The 26,349-nt window shown below is 75.6% G+C and carries 21 protein-coding genes and 1 pseudogene; 12 read left to right on the top strand and 10 right to left on the bottom strand.

Annotation, left to right across the window (positions count from 1 at the left end; genetic code table 11):
* Positions 1-195 (top strand): hypothetical protein (locus AB0E83_RS30080; RefSeq protein ID WP_362118763.1); only part of this gene is annotated, 195 nt, incomplete at its 5' end.
* A gap of 129 nt (positions 196-324) precedes the next feature.
* Here the strand turns inward: AB0E83_RS30080 and AB0E83_RS30075 are convergent.
* Entirely contained in the window at positions 325-3,717 is a 3,393-nt protein-coding gene (locus AB0E83_RS30075; protein ID WP_362118760.1) for a BTAD domain-containing putative transcriptional regulator, read from the bottom strand.
* Positions 3,718-3,978: 261 nt separating this feature from the next.
* On the opposite strand from AB0E83_RS30075, the gene AB0E83_RS30070 reads away from it, so the two are divergent.
* Positions 3,979-5,502, top strand: a complete 1,524-nt coding sequence (locus tag AB0E83_RS30070) for an MFS transporter (RefSeq protein ID WP_362118757.1) — start codon at positions 3,979-3,981, stop codon at positions 5,500-5,502.
* 94 nt (positions 5,503-5,596) lie between these two features.
* Here the strand turns inward: AB0E83_RS30070 and AB0E83_RS30065 are convergent, their stop codons facing one another.
* Positions 5,597-5,866: a hypothetical protein gene (locus AB0E83_RS30065; protein WP_362118754.1), complete on the bottom strand. Its 270-nt coding sequence runs from the start codon at positions 5,864-5,866 to the stop codon at positions 5,597-5,599.
* On the opposite strand from AB0E83_RS30065, the pseudogene AB0E83_RS30060 reads away from it, so the two are divergent.
* Positions 5,760-7,085 (top strand): annotated as a pseudogene (locus AB0E83_RS30060) (MFS transporter); the annotation flags it as partial. The gene AB0E83_RS30065 and the pseudogene AB0E83_RS30060 sit on opposite strands and share 107 nt — an antisense overlap.
* Before the next feature lie 61 nt (positions 7,086-7,146).
* Positions 7,147-7,674 carry a GNAT family N-acetyltransferase gene (locus AB0E83_RS30055; RefSeq protein WP_362118751.1) on the top strand — a complete coding sequence of 176 codons (528 nt, stop codon included), beginning with the start codon at positions 7,147-7,149 and terminating at the stop codon, positions 7,672-7,674.
* On the opposite strand, the gene AB0E83_RS30050 is transcribed toward AB0E83_RS30055, so the two are convergent.
* Together AB0E83_RS30050 and AB0E83_RS30045 are read right to left on the bottom strand one after the other, a co-directional pair.
* Positions 7,671-9,266: an AMP-binding protein gene (locus tag AB0E83_RS30050; RefSeq protein WP_362118748.1), complete on the bottom strand. Its 1,596-nt coding sequence runs from the start codon at positions 9,264-9,266 to the stop codon at positions 7,671-7,673. The genes AB0E83_RS30055 and AB0E83_RS30050 overlap by 4 nt on opposite strands.
* A complete protein-coding gene (locus AB0E83_RS30045; protein ID WP_362118745.1) occupies positions 9,263-10,945 on the bottom strand; it encodes an AMP-binding protein in 1,683 nt (560 codons plus the stop codon). Before AB0E83_RS30045 ends, AB0E83_RS30050 begins: the two co-directional genes overlap by 4 nt.
* Before the next feature lie 104 nt (positions 10,946-11,049).
* On the opposite strand from AB0E83_RS30045, the gene AB0E83_RS30040 reads away from it, so the two are divergent.
* The gene (locus tag AB0E83_RS30040; RefSeq protein WP_362118742.1) at positions 11,050-11,871 is read left to right on the top strand and encodes a LuxR C-terminal-related transcriptional regulator; all 822 of its coding nucleotides are present in this window, start codon (positions 11,050-11,052) and stop codon (positions 11,869-11,871) included.
* A 130-nt stretch (positions 11,872-12,001) separates the two neighbouring features.
* Here the strand turns inward: AB0E83_RS30040 and AB0E83_RS30035 are convergent, their stop codons facing one another.
* Positions 12,002-13,102 carry a winged helix DNA-binding domain-containing protein gene (locus AB0E83_RS30035; protein ID WP_362118739.1) on the bottom strand — a complete coding sequence of 367 codons (1,101 nt, stop codon included), beginning with the start codon at positions 13,100-13,102 and terminating at the stop codon, positions 12,002-12,004.
* 208 nt (positions 13,103-13,310) lie between these two features.
* On the opposite strand from AB0E83_RS30035, the gene AB0E83_RS30030 reads away from it, so the two are divergent.
* A complete protein-coding gene (locus AB0E83_RS30030) occupies positions 13,311-14,417 on the top strand; it encodes a magnesium and cobalt transport protein CorA (RefSeq protein WP_362118736.1) in 1,107 nt (368 codons plus the stop codon).
* 159 nt (positions 14,418-14,576) lie between these two features.
* On the opposite strand, the gene AB0E83_RS30025 is transcribed toward AB0E83_RS30030, so the two are convergent.
* The gene (locus tag AB0E83_RS30025) at positions 14,577-15,149 is read right to left on the bottom strand and encodes a DM13 domain-containing protein (protein ID WP_362118733.1); all 573 of its coding nucleotides are present in this window, start codon (positions 15,147-15,149) and stop codon (positions 14,577-14,579) included.
* Positions 15,150-15,341: 192 nt separating this feature from the next.
* On the opposite strand from AB0E83_RS30025, the gene AB0E83_RS30020 reads away from it, so the two are divergent.
* Positions 15,342-15,761, top strand: a complete 420-nt coding sequence (locus tag AB0E83_RS30020; protein WP_362118731.1) for a nuclear transport factor 2 family protein — start codon at positions 15,342-15,344, stop codon at positions 15,759-15,761.
* 85 nt (positions 15,762-15,846) lie between these two features.
* Here the strand turns inward: AB0E83_RS30020 and AB0E83_RS30015 are convergent, their stop codons facing one another.
* Complete coding sequence (locus AB0E83_RS30015; protein WP_362118728.1) at positions 15,847-16,635, bottom strand: helix-turn-helix domain-containing protein; 789 nt, start codon at positions 16,633-16,635, stop codon at positions 15,847-15,849.
* Positions 16,636-16,866: 231 nt separating this feature from the next.
* Here AB0E83_RS30015 and AB0E83_RS30010 point away from each other — a divergent pair, with 231 nt between their 5' ends.
* Genes AB0E83_RS30010 through AB0E83_RS30000 form a run of 3 tightly spaced genes read left to right on the top strand, consistent with a single transcriptional unit; the run spans position 16,867 to position 20,101 of the window.
* The gene (locus tag AB0E83_RS30010) at positions 16,867-17,259 is read left to right on the top strand and encodes a helix-turn-helix transcriptional regulator (RefSeq protein ID WP_362118725.1); all 393 of its coding nucleotides are present in this window, start codon (positions 16,867-16,869) and stop codon (positions 17,257-17,259) included.
* A gap of 44 nt (positions 17,260-17,303) precedes the next feature.
* Complete coding sequence (gene modA / locus AB0E83_RS30005; protein WP_362118722.1) at positions 17,304-18,122, top strand: molybdate ABC transporter substrate-binding protein; 819 nt, start codon at positions 17,304-17,306, stop codon at positions 18,120-18,122.
* Between the two features lie 44 nt (positions 18,123-18,166).
* A complete protein-coding gene (locus AB0E83_RS30000; RefSeq protein ID WP_362118719.1) occupies positions 18,167-20,101 on the top strand; it encodes an ABC transporter permease in 1,935 nt (644 codons plus the stop codon).
* A 33-nt stretch (positions 20,102-20,134) separates the two neighbouring features.
* Here the strand turns inward: AB0E83_RS30000 and AB0E83_RS29995 are convergent, their stop codons facing one another.
* Positions 20,135-22,351 carry an RICIN domain-containing protein gene (locus tag AB0E83_RS29995; RefSeq protein ID WP_362118716.1) on the bottom strand — a complete coding sequence of 739 codons (2,217 nt, stop codon included), beginning with the start codon at positions 22,349-22,351 and terminating at the stop codon, positions 20,135-20,137.
* Positions 22,352-22,567: 216 nt separating this feature from the next.
* Here AB0E83_RS29995 and AB0E83_RS29990 point away from each other — a divergent pair, with 216 nt between their 5' ends.
* A complete protein-coding gene (locus AB0E83_RS29990; protein ID WP_362118713.1) occupies positions 22,568-23,617 on the top strand; it encodes a LacI family DNA-binding transcriptional regulator in 1,050 nt (349 codons plus the stop codon).
* 6 nt (positions 23,618-23,623) lie between these two features.
* Here the strand turns inward: AB0E83_RS29990 and AB0E83_RS29985 are convergent, their stop codons facing one another.
* Positions 23,624-24,517: a YhjD/YihY/BrkB family envelope integrity protein gene (locus tag AB0E83_RS29985; protein ID WP_362118710.1), complete on the bottom strand. Its 894-nt coding sequence runs from the start codon at positions 24,515-24,517 to the stop codon at positions 23,624-23,626.
* Positions 24,518-24,638: 121 nt separating this feature from the next.
* On the bottom strand, positions 24,639-25,430 hold the full coding sequence (locus AB0E83_RS29980; RefSeq protein ID WP_362118707.1) for a DUF4239 domain-containing protein: 792 nt from the start codon (positions 25,428-25,430) through the stop codon (positions 24,639-24,641).
* Between the two features lie 279 nt (positions 25,431-25,709).
* Between AB0E83_RS29980 and AB0E83_RS29975 the strand changes: the two genes are divergently transcribed.
* A complete protein-coding gene (locus tag AB0E83_RS29975) occupies positions 25,710-26,165 on the top strand; it encodes a TerB family tellurite resistance protein (protein WP_362118704.1) in 456 nt (151 codons plus the stop codon).
* Positions 26,166-26,349: the final 184 nt, after the last annotated feature.

Raw genomic sequence — 26,349 nt, 5'->3', positions numbered from 1 at the left:
CGGGACCCCGTCCTCCGGATCGAGGGCCTCACCCGGGACGGCGAGTTCGCCCCCCTCGACCTCGCCCTGCGGCCCGGCGAGATCGTCGGCCACGCCGGCCTGGGCGGCGGCTGCCGCCGGCCACCCGGGCCGCGCGGCGGCTCCTGGCCGAGCTGCGGGAGCGGCACCCGCTGCCCGCCCACCGGCGGGAGGTGACGGACGGACGCCTGGTCCAGCTGTACGTGGCGCTGTACGGAGACCCGGCCCTCGCCCTGTTCCTGCCCCGCTTCTCCCGCGACGGGGGCCTGCTCGGCCGCCGGGACGCGCCCCCGCCCCGGCCCGGCGTCAGAAGCCGGCCAGGAGCGCCGGGTCGGTGGGCGCGAGGGCACGGCCCGCGGTGACCTCGGCCCGATAGCGGCTCTCGCCGAGCGCGGCGCGGGCGGCGGCGCCGATCCGGTCGACGTCGCCGCTCTCGCTCCGGGGCAGCGGCCGTCCCACCGAGGCGCGGGCCGCGGCCGCCGCGCCGAGCAGCCGCGCCGCGCGGGCGTGGTCCCCCGTCAGGACGGCGACGCCCGCGAGCCCTTCGAGGGCGAGGGCGAGCGCCCGCGGGTCGCCCGCCTCGCGGGCCGCGGCGTGACCGGCGAGGTGCCGGGCGCGGGCGGTGGCCGCGTCGCCGCGCTGCTCGGCGACGAAACCGAGCTCGGCCATCACCAGCGCGGTCCCGGGGCCGCCGTACACGGCGCGCAGCCACGCGGTCCACCGCGTCAGGTGCGCCTCGGCGTCGTCCAGGCGCCCCTCCCGGCGGGCGACCAGCGCGAGGCCCGTCTCGGCGAACTGCTCGCCGCGCTTGTGGGCCTGCTCGGTGGCGAGGCGCAGTCCGCGCTCGTGGAACCGGCGCGCGTCGGCGTACGCGCCGGTGAGCAGGGCGATCCGGCCGAGGCCGGACCACTTGTAGGAGAGGTCGGTCCACAGGCCGAGCTCCTCGGACATGCGCAGTCCGTCCCGGTGCAGCCGGGCGGCCCCGTCGTAGTCCTCGCCGATCTCGGCGAGCGTGGCGAGGGTGTCGCCGGCCCTGAGCTGGCCCCAGCGGTCGCCGAGGTCGCGGAAGAGCCCGAGGGCGGTCTCCGCGTCCCGCGCCGCGTCCGGCAGCTCGCCCAGGAGCAGGCGGTGGCCGGCCCGCAGGGAGAGCGCCGCCGCCCTGCCCCAGGCGTCGCCCAGCTCGTCGAAGGCGGCCAGGGCGGCGTCGACCCGGTCCTGGTTGGAGGCGACGTCCCCGGAGCCGTACAGGGTGAAGGAGAGCAGCCACAGCGCGTGGGCGCGGTCGCGGGGGTCGGTGATGCCGTCGACCAGCGGGAAGGCGGCCGCGGCGGCCGCCGCTCCGTCGGCGTCCCCGGAGTGGAGGGCGAAGGCGGCGCGGTGGACGGTGGCGTCGGCCCGGCGGGCCGCGCACCCGGCGGCCCCGTCGGCCGGGACGGCCAGGGCCGCGTCGAAGGCGCGCACCGCCTCGCCCAGCCGGCCGCGCAGGAACCAGTACCAGGACTGGGCGAGGACGAGCCGCAGCGCCTCGTCGGCCGCGCCGCGGCGGACGAAGGTCTCCAGCGCGGCGCGGAGGTTCCCGGCCTCGGCGTCGAGCCGTTCGAGCCGGACGCGCTGCTCCCCGCCCCGCAGGAAGGGGGCGGCGGCCACGGCGAGCGCCAGGTGGTGGCGGGCGTGGCGGAGCCGTACGGCCTCGGTCTCCCCCGCCTCGTCGAGGCGTTCGAGCCCGTACGCGGCGACCGATTCGAGCAGCCGGTAGCGGACGCCGCCGGGGGTGTCGGCCGCGACGACGAGGGAGCGGTCGACGAGGCGGGCGAGGAGGTCGAGCACCTCGGCCCCGTCGACCTCGCCCCCGGCGCAGACGGCCTCGGCGGCGTCGAGGGAGCAGCCGTCCGTGTGCACGGCGATCCTGCGGAGCACCGCCCGCTCGGGGGCGGTCAGCAGCTCCCAGCTCCAGTCGATGACGGCGCGCAGGGTCCGCTGGCGGGCCGGGACGTCCCGGCGGCCGCCGCCGGCGGCGAGGAGGCGGAACCGGTCGTCGAGGCGGGCGGCGAGCTCCTGGACGCCGAGGGTGCGGACGCGGGTCGCGGCGAGTTCGAGGGCGAGGGGGATGCCGTCGAGGCGGCGGCAGAGGGCGGCGACGGCCGGGGCGTTGGCCTCCGTGAGGGCGAAGCGGGGGTCGGCGGCCCGGGCCCGGGCGACGAAGAGCCGTACCGCGTCGGCCCGGTGGAGGCCGTCGGGCCCGGTCTCCCCGGCCCCGGGGAGGTCGAGGGGCGCGACCGGGCGGAGGATCTCGCCCGCGATGCCGAGGGGTTCCTGGCTGGTGGCGAGGATCCGCAGCCGGGGCGCGCGGGCGAGGAGGGTGCCGACGAGCGCGGCGACGCCGTCGACGACGTGCTCGCAGTTGTCCAGCAGGAGCAGGGCCCGCTGGGGCCCGAGGGCGGCGGCGAGGCGCTCGGCGGGCGAGCCGGCGCCGCCGTCCGGCCCCGCGTCCGGACCGGTGTCGTCGCGCATGCCGAGGGTGGCGGCGACGAGGTGGGCGGCGCCGTCCGGGGCGGCCGGAGCGGCCGGAGGAGCCGGAGCGGCCGTGAGGGTGGTGAGCTCGACGAGCCAGGTGCCGTCGGGGAAGTCGCCCGCGCTCCGGGCGGCCGCTTCGAGGGCGAGACGGGTCTTGCCGACGCCCCCGGGGCCGGTGAGGGTGATCAGCCGGCTGCGGGAGGCCGCGTCGGACAGCAGGGCCCGGAGCTCGGCGAGGTCACCGGTACGGCCGACGAGGTCGGTGAGGGGCACGGGCAGATTGCCGGCGGGCCGGGTGGGGGCGGGGGGCTCGGGGGCGTGCGCGGGGGTCTCCGGCGGGGTGGCCGCGGGGAGCGGTACGGCCGGAGAGGGCTGGGGGGACGGAGAGCCGGGGAGCGGTCCGGCCGGGGCGGCGGGGGTCGGTATGGGCGGCGCGGCGAGGGCGGGGTCCTGGCGGAGCATCGCCCCGTGGAGGGCGGTGAGTTCGGGGCCGGGGTCGATGCCGAGTTCGTCGCGGAGCCGGGTGCGCAGCCGCTCGTAGCCGTCGAGGGCCTCGGTCTGACGGCCGGCCCGGTACAGGGCGCGCAGGTGGAGGCCGTGGAGGCGTTCCCGCAGGGGGTGGGCGGCGACGAGGCCGACGAGCTCGTCGGCGAGCGCGTCGTGTTCGCCGAGGGCCAGCCGGGCGTCGGCCTGCTCCTCCAGGACGGAGACCCGCTGTTCCTCCAGCCGCCGGGCGGCCTGCCGGGCGAAGTCCTCGTGGGCGAACTCGGTGTACGCGGGGCCCTGCCACAGGGCGAGGGCCTCGGTGAGGAGGGCGAGCCGGGCGGCCGGTTCGGCGACGGCGCGGGCCCGGGCCGCGAGGTCGGCGAAGCGCCCGGCGTCGATCCGGTCCGGGGGTACGTCGAGGAGGTAGCCGGGGGCGCGGGAGAGGAGCAGGGCGCGACCGCCGGCTTCCGCGGCCTCCAGGGTGCGGCGGAGCTGCCAGACCTTGGTCTGGAGGGCCGCGGCGGGCCTGCCGGGCGGCTCCTCGCCCCACAGGTCGTCGACGAGCCGGTGGGCGGGGACGGGGCGGCCCGCGTGGAGGAGCAGGTCGGCCAGGAGGGCGCGGACCTTGGGTTCCGTGACCGGAACGGGTCTGCCGTCCGTGGTCGACACCTCAAGCAGACCCAGTACCCGGAAGCGCATGGCCGCACAGTAACCCACGGCTCCCGCCGGCCGGGACGGGAGACGGCCCGGGGCTCCGGGAGAGGCCGTGCGACGGTTTTGTGAGCGTCCGTGAGGGGCCGTGAGAATCCCGTCCCGGGGCGGGAGTTCGCCGTGAGAGCGCCGTGAGGGGCGGGGTCCAGAGTGGTTCTCGCGAAGCCGCCGCGGCCCGCGGAGAACGGCTCGGACCTGTCAACTCCCCCGCCCCGCGAGGCGCGTGGGGATCCATGGACGGAGCACCCCTTGTCACACCTCTCCCGCACCACGCGTACCGAACGACTCGGAGCCCGCAAGCCGGCGAAGGAGCCAGCGGGCCCCGACAGGCCCGACCGGAGCAGATGGTGGGCGCTCACCCTGCTGGTGGCCTCGTTCTTCATGGTGATCGTCGACTCGCAGATCGTCATGCTGGCGCTGCCCGCCATCGAGAGCGAGCTCGGCTTCGCGGCCGGCGGCGTCCAGTGGGTGATGAGCGCCTACCTGCTGAGCTTCGGCGGACTGCTGATGTTCGGCGGGCGGACCGCCGATCTGCTCGGCGGCCGGAGGATGTTCCTGTACGGCACCGCCCTGTTCGGCATCGCGTCGGTCCTGTGCGGCCTGGCCTGGAGCGACGAGGTGCTGATCACCGCCCGCGTCCTCCAGGGCGTCGCCGCCGCCGTGATGACGCCGACCGCGATGGCCGTGCTCATGCACACCTTCGCCGAGGGCCCGGAGCGCAACAAGGCCCTGGGCATCTGGACCGGTGTCGGCGCGTTCGGCGCCACCGCCGCCCTGCTCATCGGCGGCCCGATCACCGACGGCCTCGGCTGGCCGTGGGTCTTCTTCATCAACGTGCCGGTCGTCCTCGCGGTGCTGGTCCTCGGGCCGCGCCTGCTCGAGGAGACCCCGGTCCGTCCGGGCCGGCGCCGCTTCGACCCGGCCGGCGCCGCCACCGTCACCGCCGCGATCGCCCTCCTGGTCTACGCGGTCTCCGAGGCCCCGCTCGTCGGCTGGGGCAGCGTCCGGACCGTCGGCATGCTGGTCGCCGCCGCCGCGCTCCTCGTCGTCTTCACCGTCATCGAGCGCCGGTCGAAGGCCCCGCTGGTCCCGCTGGGCGTCTTCCGCTCGCCGACGGTCGTCGGCGGCAACGTCCTGATGGCCATCGTCGCCATGGCGGTCTACGGCGGAGCGCTCATCACCTCCCTCTACGCCCAGCAGGTGCTCGGCTACAGCGCCGTGCAGTTCGGCCTCTCGACCGCGGTGTACGCCGTGATGTCGATCGTCGGCGCCAACGTCAGCGCCCGTCTGGTGGCGAAGGTCGGCTACAAGCCGATCGCCGTCGTCGGCATGACGCTGCTCTCCGGCGGTCTGCTGCTGCTCACCCGGATCGACCCGAACGGCGGCTACTGGAGCGACCTCTTCTTCGGTCTGGTCGTCTTCGGCACCGGCATCGGCTCCACCAACGTGGCCGCGTCGATCGCCTCGCTGACCGGCGCCAAGCCCGAGGAGTCCGGCCTGGTCTCCGGCATCAACAACGCGGTCTTCCAGATCGGCGCCGCGCTGGGCATCGCGATCGCCTCCTCGGTGGCCTTCGCCCACGCCACCGGCACGGACCCGGCGGGCCTGAACGACGGCTTCCGGGCCGGCTTCCTCGCCACCGCCGTCTTCGCCCTGGCCGGCCTGGGCACCGCCCTGCTCCTGCTGCTCCACCGCACCGGCCGGGCGGGAGCCGCCTCCGGCGAGGAGCTGCCGGCACAGGAGCGGAAGGCGCACGTGCCGGTCGGCCACTGAGCCGACACCCCCGGGCGGGGCTTCCGGAGCGGGCCTCCACGGCCGCCCCGGGAGCCCCGCCCCCGTACGTCCCGCCCCTTCCCCGCGCCCCCGGTCAGGAGACCCGCATGCCGCCCGCCGCCCGCCCCGACACCGCCATCGCCACCGCCCCCCACGCGGGAACGGACGCCGCCGCCCGGACCGCGGGGCGGGGCCGCCGGTTCGCCCTGCCGGTGCTGCTCGCCGCGGTGTTCATGACGACCCTGGACTTCTTCATCGTGAACGCGGTGGCGCCGGCCACCCGGCAGGACCTCGGCGCCGGTCCGGCCGCCCTCCAGGCCGTCCTGGTCGGGTACGGGCTCGCGTACGCGATCGGGCTGATCACCGCGGGGCGGCTGGGCGACCTGTACGGGCCGCGGCGCGTCTTCGCGGCCGGACTCGCGCTCTTCACGGCCGCGTCCGCGCTGTGCGGCCTGGCGGCCGGGCCGGGGATCCTGGTGGCCGGGCGGATCGCGCAGGGCGCGGGGGCCGCCCTGATGGCCCCTCAGGTCCTGTCCCTGATCAAGGAGTTGTACCCGGGAGACGCCCGGGCGCGTGCCTTCGCCTGGTACGGGGCGACCGTCGGGGTCGCCGGGACGAGCGGGCAGGCCGTCGGCGGGCTGCTGCTCGGGATGGATCCGGGCGGGCTCGGCTGGCGGGCCTGCTTCCTCGTCAACGTGCCGCTCGGCGGGCTCGCGCTCGCCCTGGTGGGGCTGCTGCCGGCCGGGCGCGCGGCGCGGGACCGGGGGCGGGGCCGGGGGCTCGACCCGGTCGGGGCGCTGCTGTCGGCGGCCGGCCTCGTGGCGCTGGTGCTGCCGCTGGTGGTGGGGCGGGAGGCGGGCTGGCCGGCCTGGACGTGGCTGAGCCTGGGCCTCTCCCTGCCGCTGTTCGCGGGGTTCGCCGCGCACCAGCGGCGCCGGGCCGCGGCGGGGCGCGGTCCGCTGCTCGACCCGGCGGTCTTCCGGGAGCCGGGGTTCGCCCGGGGCGTGGTGGCGGTCGTCCTGCTGTACGGCGGCTCCGCCGGCCTGACGTACGCCCTGGCGCTCTTCCTCCAGGAGGGGAGGGGCCTGGCGCCGGCGACGGCGGGCCTGGTGAGCATGGCGCTCAACGCCGCCTTCCTGCCCGCCTCGCTGCTGACCGGGCGGCTCACGGGACGGTTCGGCGGCCGGCTGCCGGTGCTGGGCGGGGCGGTGCTCGCGGCGGGGCTCGCGCTGGTCGGCCGGTCGGCGGCGGCGGTGGGGCCGACGGGGGTGCCGGTCGGGCTGGTCGTGGGCCTCGCGGTGACCGGGACCGGCATGGGGCTGCTGATGGCGCCGCTCACGTCGTCCGCCCTCGCGGGGGTGCGGGCGCGGCTGACCGGCACGGCGGCGGGGGTGCTGGGGACGGCGCAGGAGGCGGCGGGCGCGCTCGGCGTCGCGCTCACCGGGCTCGTCCTGTACGCGCGGCTCTCCCCCGGCGGCGGGACGGCGGAGCCCGGCGCCGCGGCCTGGCCGGCGGCCTTCCGGACGACGGCCGGGGTCCTGGTGGCCGTCGCGCTCGCCCTCACCGCCCTCGCCTGGTGGTCGTCGCGCCGGAGCCGCGCCGCCTCGGCGGCACGCCCCCGGAGGCGGCGGGCCATACTGGCGTATGCGCATCCGAGCCGTCGCACCGTCCGAACTCCCGCTGCTCCGGTCCATCGAGCGCGCGGCGGGCGAACCCTTCCGCACCCTCGGCATGGCGGCGATCGCCGACGACGAACCCCCGTCGCTGGACGTCCTGGAGGGCTACCGCGCGGCGGGCCGGGCGTGGGTGGCGGTCGACGGGGCCGACCGTCCCGTCGCCTACCTGCTCGCGGACACCGTGGACGGCGCCGCCCACATCGAGCAGGTCTCCGTCCACCCGGCCGCGGCCCGCCGGGGCGTCGGCCGGGCGCTGATCGAGCACCTGGCCGAGGTCGCGCGGCGGGAGGGCCTGACGGCCCTGACCCTGACGACCTTCGCCGAAGTGCCGTGGAACGCCCCGTACTACGCCCGCCTCGGCTTCCGCCCCCTCGCCGACGAGGACCCGGCCCTCACCGACGGGCTGCGCGCCATCGGCCGGGCCGAGGCCGCCCACGGCCTGGCGGCCTGGCCCCGCGTCTGCATGCGCCGCGACCTGACGCGGGACCCGGTCTAGGCTCCGTACCGCTCGCGCAGTTCGACCTTCCGCACCTTGCCGCTCACCGTCATGGGGAACTCGGAGAGGATCTCGACGCGGCGCGGGACCTTGTAGTGGGCGAGGCGGTCGCGGCAGAAGGCGGCGAGTTCGTCGGGGGTCGGCGGGTCGGCCGGGTCGCGGGGGATCACGCAGGCCAGGATCTCCTCGCCGTACCGCTCGTCGGGGACGCCGACGACCTGCACGTCGGCGATCTTGGGGTGCCCGTACAGGAACTCCTCGATCTCGCGCGGGTACACGTTCTCGCCGCCGCGGATGATCATGTCCTTGATGCGGCCGACGATCCGGACGTAGCCGTCCTCCCGCATCACCGCCAGGTCGCCGGTGTGCATCCAGCGGCCGGCGTCGACGACCTCGGCCGTCTTCGCCGGCTCGCCCCAGTAGCCGAGCATCACGCCGTAGCCGCGGGTGCACAGTTCGCCCGCGGTGCCGCGCGGGACGGTGAGGCCGGTGGCCGGGTCGACCACCTTCACCTCGACGTGCGGCATGACCCGGCCGACCGTGCCGGTGCGGCGCTCCAGGTCGTCGTCGCGGCGGGTCTGGGTGGAGACCGGCGAGGTCTCCGTCATGCCGTAACAGATCGACACCTCGGCCATGTTCATCTCCGCGACCACCCGCTTCATCACCTCCACCGGGCACGGCGAGCCCGCCATGATGCCGGTGCGGAGGGAGGAGAGGTCGTACGTCGCGAAGTCCGGGAGGTTCAGCTCGGCGATGAACATGGTCGGCACGCCGTACAGGGAGGTGCAGCGCTCCTCCTGGACGGCGCGGAGGGTCGCGGCCGGGTCGAAGGAGGGGGCCGGGATCACGATGCAGGCGCCGTGCGAGGTGGCCGCCAGATTGCCCATCACCATGCCGAAGCAGTGGTAGAAGGGGACGGGCACGCAGATCCGGTCCCGCTCGGTGTAGGCGATCATCTCGCCCACGAAGTAGCCGTTGTTGAGGATGTTGTGGTGGGAGAGGGTGGCTCCCTTCGGGAAGCCGGTGGTGCCCGAGGTGTACTGGATGTTGACCGGCTCGTCGGCGGCGAGCGGTTCGGGGACGAGCCCGCCGGACGGGCGGGCCGCGAACTCCTCCCAGCTCGCGTCGCCGAAGTACACCGCCTCCCGCAGCTCCGGACACTCCCCCCGCACCTCGTCGACCATCGCCCGGTAGTCGCTGGTCTTGTGGGAGAGCGAGGCGAAGAGCAGCGAGATCCCCGACTGGCGCAGGACGTAGGCGAGTTCGTGGGCGCGGTAGGCCGGGTTGATGGTGACCATGACGGCGCCGACGCGGGCGGTCGCGTACTGGACGAGGACCCATTCGGCGCGGTTCACCGCCCAGATGCCGACCCGGTCGCCCTTGCGGACGCCGCTGCCGAGCAGCGCCCCGGCGATCCGGTCGACGTCGGCGCCGAACTCGGCGTAGGTCCAGCGGCGTCCGTCCCCGAGGTCGACCAGGGCCTCCCGGTCGGGCCAGGTGGCGACGGCCCGGTCGAGGTCGGCGCCGATGGTGTCGCCGAGCAGCGGGGTGTCCGACACCCCGTGCGCGTAGCTGAGCCCGGTCTCCGTCATGCCAGGTCCCCTTCGGTGAACTCCGGGCCGGTGGAGGCCCCTTCGGCGGTGAGGCGGCGCAGCTCGACCCGGCGGATCTTGCCGGAGACGGTCTTGGGCAGTTCGGCGAACTCGATGCGGCGGACCCGCTTGTACGGGGCGAGCACGGCCCGCGAGTGGGCGAAGAGGGACCGGGCGGTCTCGGCGTCCGGCTTGAAGCCCTCGGCGAGGACGACGTACGCCTTCGGGACGGCGAGCCGCAGCGGGTCGGGCGCGGGGACGACGGCGGCCTCGGCGACGGCCTCGTGCTCCAGGAGCGCGCTCTCCAGCTCGAACGGGCTGATCTTGTAGTCGCTGGCCTTGAAGACGTCGTCCCCGCGCCCCACGTAGAAGAGGTAGCCGTCCTCGTCGCGCCTGGCGATGTCGCCGGTGCGGTAGTGGCCGTCGGCCATCGCCTCCGCCGTCTTCTCCGGGTCGCCGTGGTAACCGGTCATCAGGCCCACGGGGTTGACGGACAGGTCGAGGCAGATCTCGCCCTCGTCGGCGTCCGGGCGGCCGGTGACCGGGTCGACCAGGGTGACCGCGTAGCCGGGGCTCGGACGGCCCATGGAGCCCTCCTTGAGGCGCTGGCCGGGGCTGTTGGAGACCTGGACGGCGGTCTCGGTCTGCCCGAAGCCGTCGCGGATGGTGACGCCCCAGGCGCGCCGGACCGCCTCGATGACCTCGGGGTTCAGCGGCTCGCCGGCGGCGACCACCTCGCGCGGCGGGGTGGTCAGCCGGCTCAGGTCGGACTGGATGAGCATCCGCCACACGGTGGGCGGGGCGCAGAAGGAGGTGACGCCGTGCCGTTCCATCTCGGCCATGAGCCGGCCCGCGTCGAAGCGGGTGTAGTTGTGGATGAAGACGGTCGCCTCGGCGTTCCAGGGGGCGAAGAGGTTGGACCAGGCGTGCTTGGCCCAGCCCGGCGAGGAGATGTTGAGGTGCACGTCGCCGGGCTTGAGCCCGATCCAGTACATCGTCGCCAGATGGCCCACCGGGTAGGAGAGGTGGGTGTGTTCGACGAGCTTGGGGCGGGCGGTGGTGCCGGAGGTGAAGTAGAGCATCAGCGTGTCGTGGGCGGAGGTGCCGCCGTCGGGCTCGAAGACCTCCGACGCGTGGGCGGCGTGCTCGTACCCCAGCCAGGTCACCCCGTCGCCGCCGACCGCGACGCGGGTGTAGTCGCCGGGGACGTCGTCGAACTTGGCGGTGTCCTCGGCGCGCGCGATCACGTGCCGGGCCCGGCCGCGCTCCACCCGGTCGCGGAGGTCGGCGGGGCCGAGGAGCGGGGTGGCGGGGATGACGACGGCGCGCAGCTTCATCGCGGCGAGCATCGTCTCCCACAGCTCGGTCTGGTTGCCCAGCATCACGATGATCCGGTCGCCGGCGCGGACGCCCTGGGCGCGCAGCCAGTTCGCGACCCGGTTCGAGCGGGCGGACATCTCCGCGAAGCTCACCTTCGCCTCGGAGCCGTCCTCCTCGACGATGTGCAGGGCGGTGCGGTCGTTGCCCTCGGCGATGACGTCGAACCACTCCAGCGCCCAGTTGAACCGGTCGGGACGGGGCCAGGCGAAACCCTCGTACGCCGCCGCGTAGTCCTCGCGGTGCCGGAGCAGGAAGTCCCGGGCGGTCCGGAACTCCTCGGTCGCGCTGGTAGCCGTCATGTGTCCTCCTCGTTGCGGGACCGGTCCCGCCCATCGTGTAATCGGTGACCCAGGTCTCACTACCCCCGTTCGGGGGTGATGGAGTGGGTGAAGGAGAGTTCTCCGTGTCCGAGCGGATCGAAGCGGTGGAGCTGCGGGCCGCGCTGCTGCGGCTGCGGCGCGGCAGCGGGCTGCCCGTGGTCTTCGGCGGCCTCGTGCCGGACGGCGGCCGGCCGCTGCGGATCGCCGAGCTGCACGGGGCGGTGACCCCGGCGCTCCGGGGCCTGGCGGTCTCCCCCGGCAACGGCCTGGGCGGGAAGTGCCTGGCGCTGGCCCGCCCGTGCGCGGTCACCGACTACCCGGTGGCCCGGCACATCACCCACGAGTACGACCTGCCGGTGTCGGCGGAGGGCCTGCGGTCGGTGATCGCGGTGCCGGTGGTCGTCCGGCGGCAGGTGCGCGGCGTGCTGTACGGGGCGCTGCGCGACGCGCTGCCGCTCGGCGAGCGGGTCTTCGACGCGGCGGTGGCGGCGGCCCGGGACGTGGAGCAGGCGCTGGCGGTACGGGACGAGGTGCGGCGCCTGGCGGAGCCGGCGGAGGCGCCCGGCCCGTCGTGGGAGGAGGTCCGGCGCGCCCACGGCGAGCTGCGGGCCCTCGCCCCGCAGGTCGCCGACCCGGAGCTGCGGGCCCGGCTGCTCGCCGTCTGCGGCCGGCTGGAGACGGCGGGCGGCCGGCCGGCGCCGGTCCCGGGCGTGGCGCTGACCCCGCGCGAGACCGACGTCCTGGCGGCGGTCGCCTCCGGCGCGACGAACGCGGCGGCGGCCCGGCGCCTCGGGCTGCGCCCGGAGACCGTCAAGGGCTATCTGCGTTCGGCGATGCGGAAACTGGGCGCGCACACCCGTCTGGAGGCGGTGGTGGCGGCACGGCGGGCGGGCGCGCTGCCGTAGAGCGGCCCGTACCGGGCGCGACGGGCGGGCGCACCACCGGAGCGGTCCGTGCCGGGCGTGACGGGCGCGCGCCGCCACAGCCGGTCCGTGCCGGGCGTGACGGCCGGGCGCGCCGCCGGAGCGGTCCGTGCTACGCGCGGAAGGCGAGGTCGTACGCGCCGCCGTCGGGCACGGTGAGGCGGAGGATCCGTTCGGCCTCCGCGGTGAGCGCGGCGCGGTCGGCGCGGGTGATCCGGCCGAAGGGCTCGACGGTGAGGGTGGTGCGTGCCGCGGTCTCCTCCAGGTGCCAGATCCCGGCGAGGAGTCCGTCGAGGAGGAAGGTGCGGTGGGCCTGGTTGCCGGTCCAGACGCGGGTCCGGTACGCCTCGGGGACGACGCGGCGCCGGTCGGCGTGGGAGAGCAGCAGGTTGTCGTACTCGGGCAGGAAGCGGGGCGGGGCGGGGACGTTCTCGTCCGGGCGGGGCGCGTCGGGCAGGTCGAAGAGTTCGGTGCCGTCCTCGTCCCGGAGGGTGAGCAGCCGGGGCCGGAGCCGTTCGAAGGCGGGCCGCAGCCGGGTCAGCCCGCACCAGGTCTGCATGTCCTTGACGGAGGCGGGCCCGAAGGCGCCGAGGTAGCGCAGCACGGTCTCGTCGATCGCGGCCGCCCCGTCGTCGGGCCCGCCGAACCACGCCTCGGCGGTGGTGAGCGCGACCTGCCCGGAGCGCCGCCACAGCCCGCGCGGGGTGACCTGCACCAGCGGCAGCAGACAGCGGGCGGCGACGGTGAGGGCCTGGGGATCGGCGTCCGGCCACTCCCGGAGCAGGCGGACCCGCAGCTCCTTCGGGGTGCGGGGCCGCTCCTCGACGTACGCGGTCGCCAGGGCGGCGAGCCGGTCGAGGTCGACGCCGACGAGGCCCTTGCGGAACGCCCGCAGCTCCCGGTCGACGGCCCCGGCCTGGACGAGCCGGCGCAGGGCGACGCCGTCGCGGGCGGTGTGGGTGTGGACGGTGGACCGCAGGGAGACCATCCGGGCGACGGCCCGGGACTCCATGAGCGAGGAGAGCCGCTCGGGCCGGAAGCCGTCGAGGCGGGCGGCGAGGGCGTAGTACGGGGGCTTGGTGTTCTGGGCCTGGAGTCCGACCAGGTGGTGGACGGCCTCCTCGGGCCCGAGCGGCGAGGGCCGGAGGAGCAGCTGGCGGGCGAGGGTCGCCCGCCCCAGGGCGCGGCGCGAGACGGGGGGAAGGGAGTCCATGCGGGGACGCTACAAGGGAATGAGGACGGAAACTGTCCTCATGGGACCGCACCCCGCCGATCACCCCTCCGCTCCTCCCTCTCTCCCCTCCCCCTCCCCCTCCCCACCCCTCCCCCTGCGCCCCCATTACCACCCATATATCCTTCTCATCCCCCTTCGGAGATCCAGAAGGATCCGGAGGGACCCGCACCCGACGGAGGTACTTCACGTGTCCGACCGCCGCCCCCGCGCGGCCTGGCGCCGCCGCCCGGAGCCGTCCCCGGCACCCGCGCCCCCGGAGTCCTCCCCCGAGGGCCCGAGCGTGATCCAGGCGACCCTGTACCGCGGCGGCCGCAGGGTCGCGTCGCCGGGGACGCTTGCGGAGACGTACCGGCAGCTGCGCGAACACCCGGACGGCATGGCGTGGATCGGCCTGCACCGCCCGACGGAGGAGGAACTCCACTCGCTGGCGGCCGAGTTCGACCTCCACGAACTCGCGGTCGAGGACGCCCTGGAGGCCCATCAGCGCCCCAAGCTGGAGCGGTACGGCGACACCCTCTTCGTCGTCCTGCGCGCGGCCCGCTACCTGGACGCCCAGGAGGAGGTCGACTTCGGCGAGCTCCACGTCTTCGTGGGCCCCGACTTCCTCATCACGGTCCGCCACGGCGCGGCCCCGGACCTCTCGGCGGTCCGCCGCCGCATGGAGGAGGACCCGGGCCTCCTGTCCCTGGGCCCGGAGGCCGTCCTGTACGCCATCCTGGACGCGGTCGTCGACGGCTACGCGCCGGTCGTGGCGGGCGTCCAGAACGACATCGACGAGATCGAGACCGAGGTCTTCGGCGGCGACCCCGCGGTCTCCCGCCGCATCTACGAACTCTCCCGCGAGATGGTCGAGTTCCAGCGCGCCACCCGTCCCCTGGTCGGCATGCTCCACGGCCTGATGGCCGGCTTCGCCAAGTACGGCACCGACGAGGAACTCCAGCGCTACCTCCGCGACGTGGCCGACCACGTCACCCACACCAGCGAGCGCGTCGACGGCTTCCGCCAGGCCCTCACCGAGATCCTCACGGTCAACGCGACCCTCGTCACCCAGCAGCAGAACGCGGAGATGCGGGCCCTGGCCGAAGCCGGCTTCGAACAGAACGAGGAGATCAAGAAGATCTCCTCGTGGGCCGCCATCCTCTTCGCCCCCACCCTGGTGGGAACGATCTACGGCATGAACTTCGACCACATGCCGGAGCTGCACTGGGCGGGCGGCTATCCGTTCGCGGTGCTGCTGATGGCGGTGGTGTGCACGAGCCTGTACGTGGTCTTCAAGCGGAAGGACTGGCTGTAGCGGACGGTGCCTCACGGCTCGGCGGAGGTCTTCGCGGCCTCCGCCGACGAGGGACCGGCCGGGGGCGGGGGCCGGCCGCCGGCGCGCTCGCGGGTGCGGAACCCGCCCCTCGCGCGCGGGCGTCGGGCCCGGGCATCCCGACCCCGCCCGCGTACGGCGTCAGGCGCGGACGATCTCCGCGGCGCCGAACGAGACGTCGAAGCGGTCGCACCAGATGCTCACGCTCGTGTAGGCCGACAGGTCGAGGTCCGCCGGCAGCGGGTAGTTCTGGTCGCCCTTGTTGCCCTTGAGCTTGGCGAGGTCGACGTACTTCCCGTCGTCGAAGACGCCCCAGCCGGCCCTCCCCTCCTTCACCGGCGCGTCGCTCAACCACACGCGCAGATCGGGGCCGTTGCTCGTGTCGAGCCCTTCGAGCCGGAGCGTGTGGGTGCCGTCGGCGAGCCGGACGATCCTCACCGTGCCGGTCGTCGCGTGCTCGTGGCTGATGAACGAGCCCCGGGCCACGGTGGCCGGGGCGGCGGGCGCCGTGGACGGCGTGGCCGCCGCGGAGGGGGACGGGTCCGCGGGGGCCGTCCGCGTCCCGGTCGGCGCGGCCGCGGACGGCAGCGCCTCGTGGACGGTCTCGTCCACCCACAGCGCCCAGGGCTTGAACCACACCAGCCCGGCCGCCACGACGACCGCGGTCACGACCGCCGCCCCCGCCCACCACTGCCTCTTCGTGACGCGCCCCACGGCGCACCCCCTCACACCTCGTACCGCACGTCTTCTCCGGACCATCCCACGCGACCGGTTCCGGCGGCGGAAGACCCGGCCGGAAACGTTCCCCTCCCCGGGGACGCGTACGCGCGCGGAGGTATGGACAACGGCACCTCATCGACCTACGCTCCGATGCACTTATTCAAATCGTTGACTAGAGGTGGTCCTGTGCACCCGTTCCGTACGGCGGTCGAAAACCGTGACGAGGCCGCCATCGAGGCCCTCCTCGCCGACGACGTCGTCCTCACCAGCCCGGTCGCCTTCAAGCCGTACCCGGGGAAGGCCCTCACCGCCGCGATCCTGCGCGGCGTGATGCGGGTCCTCGAGGACTTCGCGTACGTCCGCGAGATCGCGGACCCCAACGGCCGCGACCACGCCCTCGTCTTCACCGCCACCGTCGACGGGCGGCAGATCCAGGGCTGCGACCTCCTCCACTTCGACGAGGAGGGGAAGATCGACGACTTCACCGTCATGGTCCGGCCGCTCTCCGCCGCGCAGGCCCTCGCCGCCGCGATGGGCGCCCAGTTCGACCGGATCGCGCGCGAGGCGGCCGGGGCGGCCGGGGACGGAGAAGCGGTCGGCGCGTGACCGGCGGCGGCGCGCTCGGTCATCCGCGCCGGGAACGGCGCTCCGTCGCGGCCCGTCCCCCGGCGCGGTGCGGGAGGGGGCGCCGTCAGCGGCAGAGCAGCGCCGCGTACAGGTCCGCGCGGTGGTCGAGGCGGGACAGGTCCCGGCCGGTGAGCCGTTCGATCCGCCCGACGCGGTAGTGGACGGTGTTGACGTGGACGCGCAGCGCCTCGGCCGTCCTCGACCAGGAGCAGTCGTGGGCCAGGAAGGCCCCCAGGGTCTCCAGGAGCATCGCCCCCGATCCCCGTCCGGCGCCCAGGAGCGGCCCCAGGACCGTCGCGCGGTACGCGTCCCGTACGCCGGCGGGGACGCCGGCCAGCAGCATCCCCAGCCCGTCGAGGTCGCCGAGCCCCGCCACCCGGGGCTCGGCGGGGCTCGCGGCGCGGGCCGCGGCCAGGGCGTGGCGGGCCTGGGCGAAGGCGGCGCCCAGCCGCTCCGGGGCGTCGACGGGACAGCTCACCCCCGCGTACGGGGCGGCCTCGGGGCCGCGGGCCCGCAGCAGCGGCCACACCTCGCCGAGCCGGGCCCGTACGTCGTACCCGGCGTCCGCCCCGCGGGCCACGACCGCCGTCGCCTCGCCGCCGGGCCCCTCGGCGACGGCGCGGGCCGCGCCCGGCAGGTGGTCCAGCGCCCCGGCGAGCGCGGCGACGGCCTCCCCCGGGCCCCCGCCCGGCGCCGGGGCGGCGACGACGACCGTGTACGCCGCGGCCTCCCCCAGTCCGCAGGCGGCGAGGGCGCTCCGCAGCCGGGCGGTGTCGACGACGGGCGCGGCCAGGGCCGCCGCGAGCTCCCCGGCCGCGGCCGCGCACGCCGGGAGGAGGTGGTCGACAGACATACGGGGCTCCTTGCGCGGTCGGCGCGTCGCGGGCAGGGGTCCGCCCTCGCATCCACGAGGGTCGTGCGGGTCGGATCATCGTAGATGCACGGCTCGAACGGCCGGACGCCTCGCTCCGCGCGACCCGCGTAGACCCCCTTTCGTCACTTCCTCCGAGCTCCCTCGCATCCGCCATGGAGATACCCACAGTCTTGTTGCAGGTGCCAGGAGAAAGGATCTACGGTGACGCACATGCAGTCCTACACCATCGGACAGGCCGCCCGGCTGCTCGGCGTCAGCCCCGACACCGCGCGGCGCTGGGCGGACGCCGGCCGGATCGCGACCCACCGCGACGAGAGCGGCCGGCGCGTCATCGACGGCAGGTCGCTGGCGGCGTTCTCCGTGGAGCTCGCGCAGAGCGAGGCCGAGGAGGACGCCCCGTACACCTCGGCGCGCAACGCGTTCCCGGGGATCGTCACGGCGATCAAGCTCGGTGACGTCGCCGCCCAGGTCACCATCCAGGCCGGTCCGCACCGCCTGGTCTCCCTGCTGACCCGGGAGGCCGTGGAGGAGCTGGGACTGGAAGTCGGCGTGCAGGCCACCGCCCGCGTGAAGTCGACCAGCGTGCACATCGACCGCACCTGACCCGCACACGCCTTCCGCCCCCTCCCCCGAGGAGATCAGCCCGCATGTCCCGCACCCGCGACCTCACCCCCGCCGGCCGCCGCACCGCCGCGCGCCGCGCCGCCGGCGCCGTGCTCGCCGCCGCCCTGCTCGCGCCGCTCGCCGCCTGCGCGGACGGCGGCACCGAGGGCGAGCCCGGCCCGTCCGGCTCCGCGCCGACGACGAAGCTGACCGTGCTCGCCGCCGCGTCCCTCACCGACGTGTTCAAGACCGCCGGAGCCGCGTACGAGCGGTCCCACCCCGGCACGAGGCTGACGTTCTCCTTCGCGGGCTCGCAGGAGCTCGTCGCCCAGGTCTCGCAGGGCTCGCCCGCCGACGTCCTGGTGACCGCCGACACCAAGAGCATGGACAAGGTGCGGGCCGACACGACCGCGCCGGTGGTCATCGCGAAGAACCGGCTCGTCATCGCCACCGGCGAGGGCAACCCCTTCAAGGTCGATGAGCTGAAGGACCTGGCGGACACCCGGCTGAAGGTCGTCCTCGCCGCGCCCGAGGTCCCCGCCGGCAAGTACAGCCGGAAGATCCTCGACGCGCAGGGGATCGCCGTGAGGCCGGTCTCCGAGGAGCCCAGCGTCCGCGCCGTGCTGAGCAAGGTCGAGATGGGCGAGGCCGACGCCGGCCTCGTCTACCGGACCGACGCCGAGAGCGCGAAGGACAAGGTCGACGCCGTCGAGATCCCCGACGCGCAGAACGCCGTCGCCCAGTACCCGGCCGCCGCCCTGAAGGACTCCGGGAACGCCGGGGCCGCCGCCGCCTTCGTCGCCTGGCTCTCCTCGCCCGAGGGCCAGGGGATCCTCCGGGACGCCGGCTTCCAGAAGCCGTGAGGACGACGGGGAAGCGACGGGGAACGGGGAGAGCGGGGACGGCGATGAAACGGACGGGCGCGCGTACGGCCTCCGGCACCCGGCCGCCCCTCGCGCTGGCGCTGCCCGCGCTGCTGGCCGTGGCGTTCCTGGCGCTCCCCCTGATCGGCATCCTGGCGCGGACCGAATGGGGCTCGCTCGGCGACCACCTGACGTCGCCGGGCACGGCCGAGGCGCTGCGGCTGTCGCTGGTGGTGTCCTTCTGGGCGCTGGGGCTCTCCCTGCTGCTCGGCGTGCCGCTGGCCTGGCTGCTGGCCCGGGTGCCGTTCCCCGGCAAGGCGTTCGTCCGCTCGCTCGTCCTGCTGCCCATGGTGCTGCCGCCGACCGTCGGCGGCGTCGCCCTGCTCCTCGCCTTCGGCCGGCGCGGCCTGCTCGGACCGTGGCTGGAGAACACCTTCGGCATCACGCTCCCCTTCCACACCTCCGGCGCCGTCCTCGCCGCGACCTTCGTCGCCATGCCCTTCCTCGTCATCAGCCTGGAGGGGGCGCTCGGCGGTCTGCGCCCCCGGTACGAGGAGACGGCGGCCTCGCTGGGCGCCTCGCCGGTACGGGTCTTCTTCACCGTCACGCTGCCGATGGTGGCGCCCGGGGTCCTCGCGGGCGCGGCCCTGACCTGGGCGCGGGCGCTGGGCGAGTTCGGCGCCACGATCACCTTCGCCGGCAACCTGCCCGGCACCACCCAGACCCTGCCGCTCCGGGTCTACCTGCTCCTCCAGGACGAACCCGAAGCGGCGACCTCCGTCTCGCTGCTGCTCCTCGCCATCGCCATGGGCGTGCTCATCGCCCTGCGCGGCCGGTGGACGGGCACCCCGGCGGACCGGAACCGGCGCGCCGCCCCCGTGGCGGAGCCGCCCGCGGCGGAGCCCCCGCCGGCCGTCGCCGCCGCGCCCGCCCCGTCCGGCGGCCGCTGGGCGCTGCGCGCCGAGGTCACCGGCTTCACCCGCCTCACCCTCGCCGCCGAACCCGGCACCACCATCGCCGTCGTCGGACCCAACGGCGCCGGGAAGACCACCCTGCTCAGGGCCCTCCTCGGTCTCACCCCCCGCGCCCACGCCGACCTCTCCCTCGGCGGCACCGACGTCACCGCCCTGCCCCCGCATCGCCGCCGGGTCGCCTGGGTGCCGCAGGACGGCGCCCTCTTCCCCCACCTCACCGCGCTCGCCAACACCGCCTACGGGCTCCGCGCCCAGGGCGTGCCGCGCGCCGAGGCCCGGCGCGAGGCCCAGTCGTGGCTCGACCGCCTCGGCGTCGGTCACCTGGGGCACAGGAAGCCCGCCCAGCTCTCCGGCGGGCAGGCCCAGCGGGTCGCCCTGGCCCGCGCGCTGGCCGCCCGCCCCCGGCTCCTCGTCCTCGACGAGCCGCTCGCCGCCCTGGACCAGACCACCCGCGCCCACGTCCGGCACACCCTCCGCACCCACCTGGCCGGCTTCGGCGGCGTCTGCCTCATCGTCACCCACGACCCCGTCGAGGCTGTCTCCCTCGCCGACCGCGTCCTCGTCCTCGACGACGGCCGGGCCCTCCAGGAGGACACCCCCGCCGAGGTCACCCGCCACCCCCGCTCCCCGTGGGTGGCCCGCATGCTCGGCCGCAACGCCTGGCCGGGCACCGCCGCCGCCGACGGCCTCGCCCTCGACGGCGGCGGCGTCCTGGTCGCCGCCGAGGCGCCGCCGCCGGGCACCCCGGCCCTCGCGATCGTCGCGCCCGAGGCGGTCTCCGTGCACCGCGAGAGGCCCGCGGGCAGCCCCCGCAACGTCTGGCCCGGCACCGTCCGCGAGATCACCGCCAGCGGCAGCCGCCTGCGCGTCCTCGTCACCTCCGACGAGGCCCCCGACCTCGTCGCCGAGATCACCCCGCAGGCCGCCGCCGAACTCGGCCTCGCCGACGGGGTGCCCGTCTGGACCAGTGTCAAGGCGACGGAGGCGACGGTCGTCGCGCTCTGACCCCGTCGCCTCCGTCGCCCCGCGGTTCCTCCGTCAGCCGACCGTCCACCGCTGGAGGGGGCTGCCGGTGTCCGGCTGCTGGGTGACCTTGGCGCCGTTCGCGGTGGAGGCCGTGGTCATGAGGAGGCCGCTGCCCACCGAGGCGAGGGTGTGGGCGCCGTCGGGGAGCCGGGTGAGGGCCCAGCGCTGGTTGGCGCCGCCGTGGCAGGTCCACTGGATGACGCGGGCGCCCGCGGCGGTGGAGCCGTTCTCGATGTCGGCGCACTTGCCGGAGGAGTTGTTGCGCAGCTCGTAGCCGCCGTCGCTCCGGCGGGTGAGGGTCCACTTCTGGTTGGCGCCGCCGTTCGGCGTCCAGGTGACGAGCTGGGTGCCGTCGGCGGGCGAGCTGTCCGGGACGTCGAGGGCCCGGCCGCCGGTGGTGAGGGTGCGGACGCCGTCGAGGACGGGCGCCGTCCCGACCGGGGTGAGCGTCAGGGCCTGCTCGGCGGGGGTGCGGCCGGCGCCGACGGGGGAGCCGGTGGTGTCGGTCCAGCTGCGGGCGGGCGTGGTCTCGGCGGGCCGGGCCGGGGCGGCGGAGAGGCCGAGGACGAGGCCGCTGTACCGGTTGACCAGCTTGTAGGCGCCGGTGGGGGTGTTGTCGGCGGCGGAGGCGCCGCGGATCAGCCACCAGTCCTGGCCGGGCCCCGGGGCCGCCGGGGCGACCGTGGGCCGCGTGCCCCAGGCGCGCGTGGCGGGGCCGGTGGAGGCGACGCCGAGGAGGCCGCCGGTGGCCGTGTTGGCGATGCGGTAGGAGCCGTCGCCCTTCGCGGTGAAGGTCCACGTCTCCAGGGCCGAGCCGGTGGCGGCGGCCGTCGAGGTGGTGGCGGTGCCGCCCTGGACCTGGGCGAGGACGCGGCCGCCGGCGCTGGAGATCCGGTACGTCCTGCTGGTGTCGACGGGGGCGGCGGGCTCGTTCGTGCCGACACCGATGTTCACGTACTCACCGCTCGCGCCGCCGGAGCAGCCGAAGGAGCAGTAGGCGCGGAAGTCCTTGCCGACGATGCCGGAGGCGGTGCGGTTGCCGGGGTCGAGGAACCAGCGGTACCAGGAGGCCGTCCGGTAGCTTCCGGTGTCGCCGAGCCGGAACCACTTCTGGGTGGTCAGGTCGGCGGTGGCGTACAGCTCCTGCGGGGCGTTGCCGCTCTGGTCGACGTTCTGCGGCTCGCCGACGTACAGGCCGAGGTAGGCGTTGTAGGTGACGTCCATGACGAAGAGCGGGGAGGTGGCCGGCGTCAGTCCGGCGGCGACCTGCTGGCTCACGGTGCCGGCGGCGGCGGGGTCGTACTCCTTCTCCTTGGGCACGTAGCCGGTGGTGGCGCCGGTGCCTCCGGTGCCGACCGGGACCATGGTGGACTCGCGGCCGCCGACGCCGGGCTGGGTCCAGGCGCCGTCGTACCACTTGCGCCACGAACCGGGCGCCATCTTGCCGGAGATGGGGGCGCGGGCGACGTGCCCGTAGAACGCGGCCCAGCCGCCGCCCTTGTTGACGATCCGGGAGCCGTAGAAGACGTAGAAGTACCCGGAGGCGGTGTCCACGAAGAGCCGCGGGTCGCCGGTGCCGTAGTGGTACGTCTGCTGCGGGAAGGCTGCGGTGTCGCCGCGCTTCGTGCTGTACGGCGAGGTGATGACGTGGTCCTTGATCGTCCACGTGCGGCCCTGGTCGGTGGAGACGGCGTAGTCGATGCCGTCGTAGTGGATGCCGTCGGCGAAGGGCTGCGGGGTGAACTCGTTGTGGACCAGGCCGTACCAGTCGCCGGTGTCGGGGTCGACCCACATCCCGGTCAGGTCGCAGTAGTTGCGGTGGGCGTAGCCGCTGCCCGCGGGGGCCGGGGTGGACTCCACGCCGGTGACGCTGTTGTCGCAGCGCCAGGTGGTGTCGTTGTTGCGGTCGGCGGGGTTCGCCGGGTTCACGGCGTCGCTGATCGCGCCGGAGCGGTTCGCGGAGTCGAAGTCGGTGCCGGTGTAGAAGGTCCACTTGCGGGGGTCGTCCGCCCCGTAGAGCGCGTGGGCCTGCTGGTAGTAGAAGGTGCCGTCCTTGTCGATGTACGGACTGGCGGGGGTGTCGTCGGGGCGGGTCCAGGACCCCTTGGCGCCGACGGTGACCGTGTAGGTGGCGGACGCGGATGCGGGGGCGGGAGGCGGGGCGGGGGCCGGGGCGGCGAGGGCCGCGCCGCCGGAGACGGCGAGGGCCGCCGCGACGAGCGTGCTCACGAATCTGCTGCGCGGAAGGTGCACGAGTACTCCCTGGGTGGAGGAGCCGAGCCGCTGACGGCTCGGACCCTAGGGCGCATTTGACCGGTAAAACAAGAGCCTTGCGGCTGCCGACTCCCTTTCGTTCCGGGCGAGTTGACGGGACGGCGGGCCCCCGGGAGGCGGGGCCGGACGCCTTGACCGCAGGTGGGGGCCCGGTTACGTTGCCAGCCGGGCGTGAGCGGCGGGTGGGGCGGGTACGACGGGGGCGTCATGGTCACCATGCAGGACGTGGCGGAGCGGGCCGGCGTCACCAAGCAGACCGTCTCCAACGTCGTCACCGGGCGGGTGGCGGTCCGCCCGGCCACGGAGGCGCGGGTCCGCGCCGCGATCGCCGAACTCGGGTACGTGCCCAACCTGGTGGCCCGTTCGCTCGCCACCGGCAGCAGCCGCACCGTCGGGCTCTTCGTGCCGACGGTCTCCGCGCCGTTCTACGCGGACGTCGTCGAGGAGGTCGAGGACGCCCTGGAGGAGCGGGGGTACCGGCTGCTGCTGTGCACCACCCGGCTCGACGGCGAACGGGCCCGGCGCCACCTGGCCGCCCTGGCCGCCCGGTCCGTGGACGCCCTCCTCATCGCCGGCGACCAGGGCCTGACGGGCCACCTGCCGCTCCTCGCGGACGTCCGCTTCCCCGTGGTGCTGTGCGCCTGGGAGGCCGCGCTGCCGGACGGCTTCCCGGTCGTCACGGTCGACTACGAGCACGGCGGGCACCTCGCCGGGCGGCACCTGCGGGCGCTCGGCCACGAGCGGGTCCTCGTCCTCGCCAGCCCCGCGCACACCGTCCGCACGGCCGGCTTCCGGCGGGCCTTCCGCGAGGACGGCGTCGAGCTGCCCGAGGACGCCGTGCGGACGGCGGCCGAGCCCACCTTCGCCGGCGGTCTCGCCGTGGCCCTCGACGCGCTGCGGGCCCGCCCGGACGCCACGGCCCTCTTCGCCACCCACGACGTCCTGGCGGTCGCCGCGGTGGAGGCCGCCCGGACGCTGGGCCGCACCGTCCCCGGCGGGCTGTCCGTGGTCGCGTACGACGACGCCCCGGCCGGCCTGCTCTCCGGCTCGCTCCTCACCAGCGTGGTCCTGCCCAAGCGGGAGATGGCCCGCCGCGCCGTCGACCTCGCCCTGAGCGCCGCCGCCTCGGCGGCCCCGCCCGGCCCGCGCCCCCGGCCGCTGCTGCCCGCCCTCGTGCCGGGCGACAGCACCGCGCCCGCGCGGGGCCCGGGCGGCCCCTGACCGCCGTCAGGCCCGCCCCGCGCCGGTACCGGCGGCGGCGTCGTCGACGTCCGGGTCCGGGTCCGGGTGGGGCCGGCCGGTGCCGAGGAGGCGGTCGAGCGGGGGTTCGCGGGCGAGTACGGCTCCGATGGTGAAGGCGAAGGTCAGCGCGGCGCAGACGACGATCAGCCAGGACAGCATGGTGAGGACCAGGCCGAGGGCGCCGTACTCGGCGAGGGCCCGGTTGAGCGCGCCGGGCATGTAGAAGCGGGCGGTGACCCCGAGGACGGTGGTGGCGGTGCCGCCGAGGAGGGCGCCGGGCAGCAGCGGCAGCCAGGGGACGCGTTTGGCGAGCAGGAGGTGCTGGGTCCAGAGCCAGACGCCGGTGCCGACCAGGAAGGAGAGCGGCAGGCCCAGCCAGCCGCCGGCGCCGAAGCCGTCCCGGATCGGGGCCTGGAGGAGGAGGACGAGGACGAGCGCGAGCAGCCAGACCGCCCACCGCCAGGCGGCGATCCGGGTGCCGGCCCGGGGCAGGCCCCAGGCCCGCTCGCAGACCCGGGCCATGGCGCGGCTGAAGCTGGTGGCGGAGATCAGGGCGATCAGGACGCCGACGGCGCCGGTGGTCTCGCGGACGCCGGAGGCGGTGGAGGTGTCGAAGACCTGCTGGAGCTCCTGGTCGGCGGGGCCGGTGAGGCCGAAGACGGCGCGCAGGGACTCGCGGAGCTGGTCGCGCACCGGCTCGGGGGCGAAGGCGGCGAGCGCGAAGAGGAGCGGGATCGTGGCGAGGAAGGCCTGGGCGGCGAGGCGGGTGCCGGCGTCGAGGAGGTTGCCGTCGACGAGCCGGGCGGTCAGCTCGGTGAGGACCGGGAAGCGCCGTTCGGCGCCGGCGCGGAGGTCCCGCGCCCGGGTCTTCCACTCCACCACGCCTCCCGCCGCGCCGGCCTCCCCGCCGCGCGGAAGGCCCGCCGCCCGCGCGGACGTTCTCTGCCATGGGACGGCACGGGCCGGCGCCCGGCCACCCGGGGGCGCCCGTCCGGGTGGTTCACGGCGCCCAGTAGCGGGCCAGGGCCCCCTCCTTGTACGGGGCGGGGCTCACGCTCAGTTCGCCCGCGAAGGGGCGGTCGAGGACGAGCACGAGGAGCAGGCTGAAGCCGATCAGGGCGGCGACCGAGGCGACGAAGAGGAGCTGGATCCGCAGCCGCCGCATGCCGTACAGGAAGGTCAGCGGGACGAGGACGAGCGCGCCGCCGAAGGCCAGGACCTGGAGGAGCGGGGGCAGTTCCTGCTCGGCCATGGTGATCCGGGCCCGGCGCTGCGCGGCCACGTCGTTGAGGTGGGCGACGGCCTCCTCGTAGAAGACCTCCTCGCGTGGGGTCTTCGGGTCGTAGGCCTGGAGGACCTCGAAGGCGTCGACGAGGCTGCGCTCGGTGGCGCCGTACCGGGGCACCCCCTCGCGCATCAGGGGCCACTGCGTCTCGACGACGGCGTGGACGTAGTCGCTCAGGGCCGCGTCGAGGCCGGCGCGGACGGGCGGCGGGAAGGCGGCGGCGTCCCGGGCGATGAGGGCGACGTCGGTGGCCTCGGCGGCCACGATCGTCTGGGTGCTCTCCAGTTGCGTCCAGAGGGTGACGATGACGAAGGCGAGGATGATCCCGTAGATCGCGCCGAACATCCCCAGGGTCACGCCGACCATGTCGTTGTGCTCCCCCTCGGCGAGCGACGGATGGCGGCGGCGCAGCAGCACGCTGCCCGCGACGGCGAACGCGACGGTGCCGCCGACGAGGAGGACGGCGAGGGAGAAGGAGCTGAAGTGGTTGAGCAGCCAGAGCGACATGGGCGCGGAGTCTAGGCAGCCGGCGCACCGGCTCCGGACCGCTTCGAAGGCGCGCGCCCCCGGCGCACGGGAAGAGTGCACACCATCGGGTGACCCCGCCGGGCGCCCCGGTGACCGCCGCGGGGGTACGGCGGCCGCCGGGCGCCGGATCGCCCGGGGTCTGGACCGCGGAGCGCGTGCGACCGCCCCTGCCGCCCTCCCCCCTTCCCTCCCGCGCGCTTTCGGACTGGTAACTTCTACAGCACTGTAGAAGTTCGACCGAGGGAGTGTGAGCCGACGATGGCGCTGTGGGACCGGATCAAGGAGTCCGCCGCGACCGTGCAGACCCAGCTGGCCGCGCGGAAGAACGAACTGACCAGCGGCGCCTTCCGGGACGCGAGCATCGCCCTGTGCGCGCTCGTCACCGCCGCCGACGGCACCGTGGACCCGGCCGAGCGGCGGCGCGTGGCCCAGCTGATCGCCGCCGACGAGGTGCTGCGGAACTTCGACGCGGCCGACCTCCAGCGGCGCTTCGACGACTGGCTGGGCCGGCTCGCCGCCGATCTCGACTTCGGGAAGGTCGCCGCCCTCCAGGAGGTCGCCCGGACGCGGAAGAAGCCGGTGGAGGCCCGGGCCGTGGTCCAGATCGGCATCGTCATCGGCGGCGCCGACGGGCACTTCGACGCCGCCGAGCGGGCCGTCGTCCGCGAGGCGTGCTTCGCGCTCGGCCTGCCCCCGCACGAGTTCGGCCTCTGACCGGCCTCCGTCAGAGCGGGGTCGCGGCCCGGAGGACCGCGTAGAGCGCGACCGCCGAGTTCGCCGAGGCGAGCGCCGAGACGGCGACCCCGGCCACCGCGCACCGGAGGGCGAGGCCGGCGGGGGTGCGGACCGGCGGCCAGCCGTGCGGGGCCGGCGGCGGGGCGAGGAGGGCGGCCACCCG

It is taken from the genome of Streptomyces sp. NPDC035033 (assembly GCF_040636735.1).
In the GTDB taxonomy this organism is placed as follows: domain Bacteria; phylum Actinomycetota; class Actinomycetes; order Streptomycetales; family Streptomycetaceae; genus Streptomyces.
This window is presented reverse-complemented; position numbering and strand designations above follow the sequence as displayed.